General features: G+C 60.0%; 4 protein-coding genes and 1 pseudogene. All 5 read left to right on the top strand.

Annotation, left to right across the window (positions count from 1 at the left end):
• Window positions 1–1,239: flavin monoamine oxidase family protein (locus FNJ47_RS43875; RefSeq protein ID WP_163162731.1), on the top strand; the 1,239-nt coding region annotated here is incomplete at its 5' end.
• Complete coding sequence (locus tag FNJ47_RS43870; protein WP_163162729.1) at window positions 1,239–1,535, top strand: hypothetical protein; 297 nt, start codon at window positions 1,239–1,241, stop codon at window positions 1,533–1,535. The genes FNJ47_RS43875 and FNJ47_RS43870, both read left to right, overlap by 1 nt.
• A 95-nt stretch (window positions 1,536–1,630) precedes the next feature.
• Entirely contained in the window at window positions 1,631–2,902 is a 1,272-nt protein-coding gene (locus tag FNJ47_RS43865) for an MFS transporter (protein WP_163162727.1), read from the top strand.
• The gene (queD, locus tag FNJ47_RS43860) at window positions 2,889–3,281 is read left to right on the top strand and encodes a 6-carboxytetrahydropterin synthase QueD (protein ID WP_050421534.1); all 393 of its coding nucleotides are present in this window, start codon (window positions 2,889–2,891) and stop codon (window positions 3,279–3,281) included. The genes FNJ47_RS43865 and queD overlap by 14 nt, the downstream gene beginning before the upstream one ends.
• Before the next feature lie 677 nt (window positions 3,282–3,958).
• Window positions 3,959–5,483: pseudogene (locus tag FNJ47_RS43855) on the top strand (S10 family peptidase).
• The last annotated feature ends 1,150 nt before the right edge of the window (window positions 5,484–6,633 follow it).

Raw genomic sequence — 6,633 nt, 5'->3', positions numbered from 1 at the left:
CTCAATCCCGGCCCGTGGCGGATTCCCTATCATCATCGCGCGCTGCTCGATTACTGCCGTCGGCTCAACGTGACGCTGGAACCCTTCATCCAGCTCAACCACAATGCCTATCTGCACGCGACGCGCGCATTCGAAGGCAAGCCGCAACGCTTTCGCAGCATCAAGGCGGATTTCCAGGGCGGGGTGGCCGAGCTGCTCGAGAAAGTCAGCCAGCAGGGCAGGCTCGACGAGTTCGTCAGCAAGGAGGATCAGGAGATCCTGCTGCAAGCGCTGCGCGATTGGGGCGCGCTGGATCGCGACTACAAGTACAATGCCAACCTGCGTTCCGCCGACGTTCGCGGCTTTGCGCGCGATCCCGGCGGCGGCTTGATGGGCGATCCGCTGCCCAGCGATCCGATCTCGCTCCAGGAGCTGCTGCGCTCGCGGATGTGGCGCTACGTCCAAAGCTTTGCGCACTATGATTTCCAGATGACGATGTTCCAGCCGATCGGCGGCATGGACATGATCGGCAAGGCGTTCGCGCGCGAGGTTGGCGATCTCATCCGCTATAATGCCAAGGTGACGCAGATCCAGCAGAACGGCTCCGGCGTCACTGTGAGCTATGTCGACACGACCAGTCCATCCGCCGTGCAGCAGGCGACCGCCGATTGGTGTATCTGCACCATTCCGCTGTCGATCCTGAGCCAGTTGCCGATCGATGTCGGCCGGCCGATGAAAAATGCGATCGATTCCGTGCCCTACGTCGCCTCGGTGAAAATCGGGCTGCAGTTCAAACGCCGGTTCTGGGAAGAGGACGAGGCGATCTATGGCGGTATCAGCTACACCGACCTGCCGATCCAGCAGATCGCCTATCCGAATACTGGCTTCAACAGTGGCGGCCGCGGCATCCTGCTCGGCGCTTACATGCATGGGGGCGCCAATTCGTTCGAGTTCACCGCCATGACACCGGCCGAGCGGGTCGCCAGCGCGGTCGAGTTCGGTGCCGCAATCCATCCGCAATACAGGAACGAATTCGAGCACGGCGTCGCGGTGGCCTGGCATCGCGTGCCGTTCACGCTCGGCTGCGCCGGCCAGTGGACCGAGGCCGCCCGCGCACAGCACTACCGCAATCTGTGCCAGATCGACGGCCGCATCGCGCTGGCGGGCGAGCACGCATCGCAGCTGCCATGGCAGGAGGGAGCGATCCTGTCGGCGCTCGATGCCATTACCCGATTGCACGAACGCGTGGTGAAGACGTGATGATGCGGGCAGGAACAGTTGTCGCTGCTGCGCTGGCCTTGCCGCCGGCAAGCGCGACCCTTGGAGAGGATAACGCCACGGGCAAGTGCACCTTCTGCTCGGACCGTGGATTTCTAACCAGCGATGACGCTGTCGACCTCCCTGAGGAGCTGGAGACGCGCTGGGTCAGCGGTGGCTACGATCGGCGTCCGTCAGGGAGCCTTGCTTGCCAATGTGACGTCGACAGCGCCGTCTACTGGGAAGGCAACTGGGCGCAACAAGATGAAGGGCAGGCGGGCGCGGTGTGCATTCATTGAGTGTGGTCTGATCCGAACTGATAACGGCTAGCCGCTGTCTTTTCAAACCGTTCTCTTAAGGCACGTGCAAAATCGATTTCGGGAGGAATAGGCAGATGGGAAATCGTTACGTGCCACTCATTGGGATGGTTGCGTTGGCTAGTCAGCAGTATCTGGCGATCGCGTTCATCTATTCGGCTATTCCTGTGATCCTTCGCGGCAACGGTGCCAGCCTGGAACTAGTCGGCCTGTACGGCACCGCTTTCTTTGCATTCACCGTTAACTTCCTTTGGGCCCCGGTGGTGGATCGATGGAGCCTCAATCGTCTCGGGCTGAGACGTTCGTGGATCCTGTTGACCCAAGTCGCCAGTACCATTGTGCTGGCAGCAATGGCATTCTTGAACCCGAAGACCGATTTCGTATCGCTTTTTCTTGTCTCCCTGGTACTTGCGACCATTGCTGCCACGCAGCGGATCGCGACTTTGGGCTATATAGCCGAAGCTCTCGATTCCAGCGAACGGCCGCTCGGCGCAGCGCTGTTGGGTTGGGGCCGGGCTATCGGCCATGTCATCGGCGGCGCCGTCTGCCTCCAATTGATCGAGATGGTCGGTTGGCGTCCAGCTTTGTTGGGTTTGGCGATGCTGCTAGCCGTTTTCGCTGGTTGGGTGTTCGCTATTTCTGAACCGCTCCAACGCAGCGACCGATGGAGCTCGACCCAGCGCCTCTCGATCTCCGCCATCTTTCGCTACCATGGCCTGTGGACGACGGCCGCATTGATCGCGCCGGCGGTTATCGGGATCGCTGTGGCGTTCGCGACGGTTCAGTTGCGGCTTGTTGACCTCGGCTTCGCCGCAGCAGACATTGGATGGATCGGAGCGCTTTCGAACGTATTGACGTACACGCTGGTAGCGCCGCTGACCAGCGCCATCATCGGCCGAATGGCACCGCAGCGAGGCTTGATCGGGGGCTGCGCAGTCATGGCGATAAGTTTCGGCGCACTTGCGATGGTTGATCGCTACGTCAGCGTTCGCGTAAGCGCCGTCGTGAGCGTCGGCATCGTGTTCGCGGCACTCGCTGTTCAACATGTCACGTTCACGAACTGGTTTCTCGGGCTCGCCCGGCCGGGCAAGGCGGGCACAGATGTCACGTTTCTGACTTCGGTAATGTCGGCGTCAGCGTTGGTGGGCTTCGCGGCGAGTGGGTTTGCCGTGGCAAGATTAGGTTACGCGGTCACGCTGATACTGCCGGGCCTCGGCTCTGCTCTCTCGGCCTTGCTCGGCATGGCATTGCTCCGTCAATCTGATAAGAAAGCGCCGGCGAGAGTTAGCAAGCCCTTTTCTGCGGAGCAAATCGTTGGCGCGCGGGACTTACGGAATGAACGACGATGATGGAGTGATCACGCTCATTGGCCGCACCTATAGTTTTGAATCAGCTCATCGCCTTCCCAATCTCCCCGATGGCCATAAGTGCAAGAACCTACACGGCCACAACTACCGTATGGAAGTGGTGATGCGCGGAGAGGTAGACGCGAGAGGATTCGTGAAGGATTTCGCTGAAATGGATGCCGAGCTGGAGCCGCTGCTGAAGCTCGTCGATCACCGACTGCTCAACGATGTCGACGGACTGGAGAACCCAACCGCCGAGATCATCGCCCGTTGGTTCTTTGATCGCATTCCCAATTGCGCGAGTGTGCGGATTTATGAGACTGCCGATTGTTGGGCGGAGGTTGCGGCTTGTGGCGGCAGTCCAAAACGCGCGCCGAGGTAGTCGAGGGCGCTGAAGCGCCAATGCAAGAGCACTATGGATGCCGAGCAATGTGGCCGGTGCTCGGCGGCGTCCGCGCTTGCCTAGGCATCGAACTCGACCGATATTCCTCAGCTGTGCTGCTGATCCCCTTTGGCCTGCCACGGTGGAAGAGTTCCCGCGCCCAGTCATCGGGCCGCTCATCCGGTCGAGATGCAGGTAGTCTAGGTCGCTGCTGACTTGTCTGGCATCGTCGCCGGCCGTGGCACATTGCCCTGATGGCGTGACGCGGCACCGACATACTACTCGTAAATCAGCGAGCTGATTGGCATCCAAGGGCCGGATACTGCGATTGCTCTTGAGCACACAGATCGACAATGCGCTTCACTGATGTGGCCTGGCTCTCGAACTACTCTCGAAGCAGTTGCTCCACCTGTCGTCGATCACGACTTGCCTGACAGCCACAGCTTCGCTTTGTGCGCAAAGTTCACACGCACGACCATGCGCCCTCTCGGGGCGCTTTGCTGAAACCGTGACGGGCACGTCTTGGAAGTGTGTGGAACGACGGTTTTGCGTCTCGGGCGATGGTGATGACTACTCGATCCGGTAGCTTTGTCGTTCAGCCGCATGAGCTAGTGGTTAGGGCCGCTTTGACAGACACGCCTCGCGCACCAAGGGCCGCGCCGGGCAGGGGAAACGCGATGAAATTGACCGCTCCGGGTCTCACCTCTCTTGCGCTGATCCTGTTTGCCTCTGGGGCGATGGGGAGCGCTTGGGCCAACAATCCGTCGCCCGCCCAGGTCACAATACCGGCCGGCCAGAAGGGTGGTGGCGGGCAAAACCTGGGCATGTCGTCGCTGTCCGAGCAGCATCGCCTGCCGCCGGACTCCAGCACCAGGCACACGCTTGAGCTGCCTGGGCGGACGCTTTCTTTCGTCGCGACCGCTGGTTCCATCCGCCTGTTCGACGATAAGGGTGAGCCGCAGGCCGATATCGTCTATACCTCCTATCAGCTTGAAGGCACTGATCTCGGCACGCGCCCGGTTACATTCTTCTTCAACGGCGGACCAGGCTCATCTTCGGCGTGGCTGCAGCTTGGCAATGCCGGACCGTGGCGGCTGCCGATCAATGCTGACGAGGTCACGCCATCGACATTTCCGCAGGTGAGTCCAAACGCGGAAACGTGGCTCGATTTCACTGATCTGTGTTTCTCGATCCTGTAGGCACCGGCCATAGCCGTTTCGCGGCGACCGGCGATGACGCGCGCAAGTGGCTCTATTCCGTTGAGGGCGACGTCAACGCGCTCGCGCTGGTGATCCGTCGCTGGCTCGAAAAGCATGACCGGCTGTTGTCGCCGAAGTACATCGCGCGTGAAAGCTATGGCGGCATTCGCGGGCCAAAGGTCGTCGATCAGTTGCAGATGCGGCAGGGCATAGGGGTCAGAGGCCTGATCATGCTCTCGCCAGTGTTCGACTACAGCGCCGGTAGGGGCCCGTTGCACTATGTCGCCACGCTGCCCAGCTATGTCGCGACCCTGCGTGAAGCCGAAGGTTCGGTAAGCCGAACTGATCTCGCCGACGTGGAAGCCTATGCGCGCGGCGAGTTTCTGGTCGATCTTATCAAAAGCCAGGCCGACCAGGAAGCAACCACGCGTCTGGCCGACAAGGTCGCGGTGCTGACCGGCATCGACCAAGCGGTCAGCCGTCGGCTCGCCGGCCGTTTCGAAGTTGCCAAGTTCCGCCGTGAGTTCGACCGCAAGAATGGCAAGTTAATCGGCAGATTTGACGCCTCGGTGCGTGGCCTCGATCCATATCCGGAGTCCGATATCCAGCTTTCAGGCGATCCCTCAAGCGATACGCTGGTGGCGCCTCTGACCAGCGGAGCTGTCGATCTCCTTACGCGCAAGCTTGGCTGGCGGCCGGAGGGCTCCTATGAACTAATCGCGAGGTCAGGGAGGCCTGGGATTTCGGCCGCAGCCCTCCGGAGTCAGTTTCGGAGCTGCGCAAGATCTTGGCGACGGACCGGAATATGAAATTGCTGGTCGCGCACGGGCTGTTTGACCTGGCCACGCCATATTTCGGATCACAGATCGTGCTCGATCAGCTGCCGCCATTTGCCTCCACACCGCGCGTCAAACTTGTCGTTTTTCCGGGAGGCCACATGTTCTATTCACGAGACGGCTCGCGCCACGCTTTTCGAGCAGAGGTCGAAGCGCTGATGAAATGACGCCGACACCAGGCCTCGTCAGCAGCAAGCCCGCCTTCGCACGAACATAATGTCGCTGATGCTACAGGACAGAGCACAAGTGGGCCGGTCTTTTGCAATCAAGGCGTGGATTGTCGTTGTCTGGCCGCTAGACGACGCGGTCCAAAAAATGGTTGCGAACAAAACTCGGCTTGATTAGCCAAGGAGTAAGCTGGTGGGCGCAATCTGATGCGCGCTCTCACGCTGGGCGGGCGTGACGCGCTTCGTCGAAGATGGCCGAATCGAGCTCGACAATTGCGCCGCCGCGCGCGATCCGCCCGATCGAGTTCACGGAAGAGCGTATCGTTCGTAGATCCTGACGGCGACGCCAAACACCGCGCTGTCATCCCCTCCGTGGCCGAAACCTGTAAGCGCTGACTTATAACCGCTGATCCCATTTTCGGTGTTCTCACCGGGTCCGTCAACGATCACCCGAACTGCCTCTCGACAGTTTGTTGCCACGGCCCCAGGGAAACAGTTGGAATCAGGCTCGAGTGAACCAATCAATCTTCTTGAGCCGCGTGGGTGAGCAACAAAACGTGTCATCGAGAATTTTTCTCAGGTGAGACGCGCTTCTCGAAATCGGCTGAGTAAAGCGCTTTCTGGAGAGCCGAAATGAATCTGAGGCCGCGCCCTACGGCACACCCCCGTGAAGGATCGTGAGGGGCTGGCGCACGAGCAAGCTCTTATTCGCCGCAAGTACCAGGCGAGCTTCGATTTGTCCTTTCGACCACCCAAAACCGGCATGCATTCTAATGCCTCCTAGGGGCCAGGTGTTGATCTTCTCAGCGCGTCTGTTGCCGAAACTCTCCACCATTACAGCGCTTCGGAAAGAAGGCGCGGGTGTTTGAAGGAGCCACCCGCGCCGAGTTTGCTTCGCCAGCTTGGCCGCCTTGGGGGGCGTGAAGATAAACAGCCAAGCCGATAAGGTTCGCAGCAATTCATGTGCCAAGTGGGTCACCATGCAAGAGTAGCAAACAGGCAGTACTCGACAGAGCGCAGCGGCTAGTGTTCTGTCCCGTAAGTTCGTAGCATAATTATTGCATTGGTTTCGGGTATCCTGATCGAAGGAGATACCCGATGCGCACCGGACGGCCGAAGGCGACGCTGACGATTTCGAGTGACGAACGTA

The sequence above is a fragment of the Bradyrhizobium uaiense genome, assembly GCF_010811875.1.
In the GTDB taxonomy this organism is placed as follows: domain Bacteria; phylum Pseudomonadota; class Alphaproteobacteria; order Rhizobiales; family Xanthobacteraceae; genus Bradyrhizobium; species Bradyrhizobium uaiense.
This window is presented reverse-complemented; position numbering and strand designations above follow the sequence as displayed.

Bases quoted from the DNA above. Each gene is read 5' to 3' on its own strand.
- FNJ47_RS43870 (WP_163162729.1), top strand. From the start codon at position 1,239: ATGATGCGGGCAGGAACAGTTGTCGCTGCTGCGCTGGCCTTGCCGCCG.
- FNJ47_RS43865 (WP_163162727.1), top strand. From the start codon at position 1,631: ATGGGAAATCGTTACGTGCCACTCATTGGGATGGTTGCGTTGGCTAGT.
- queD (WP_050421534.1), top strand. From the start codon at position 2,889: ATGAACGACGATGATGGAGTGATCACGCTCATTGGCCGCACCTATAGT.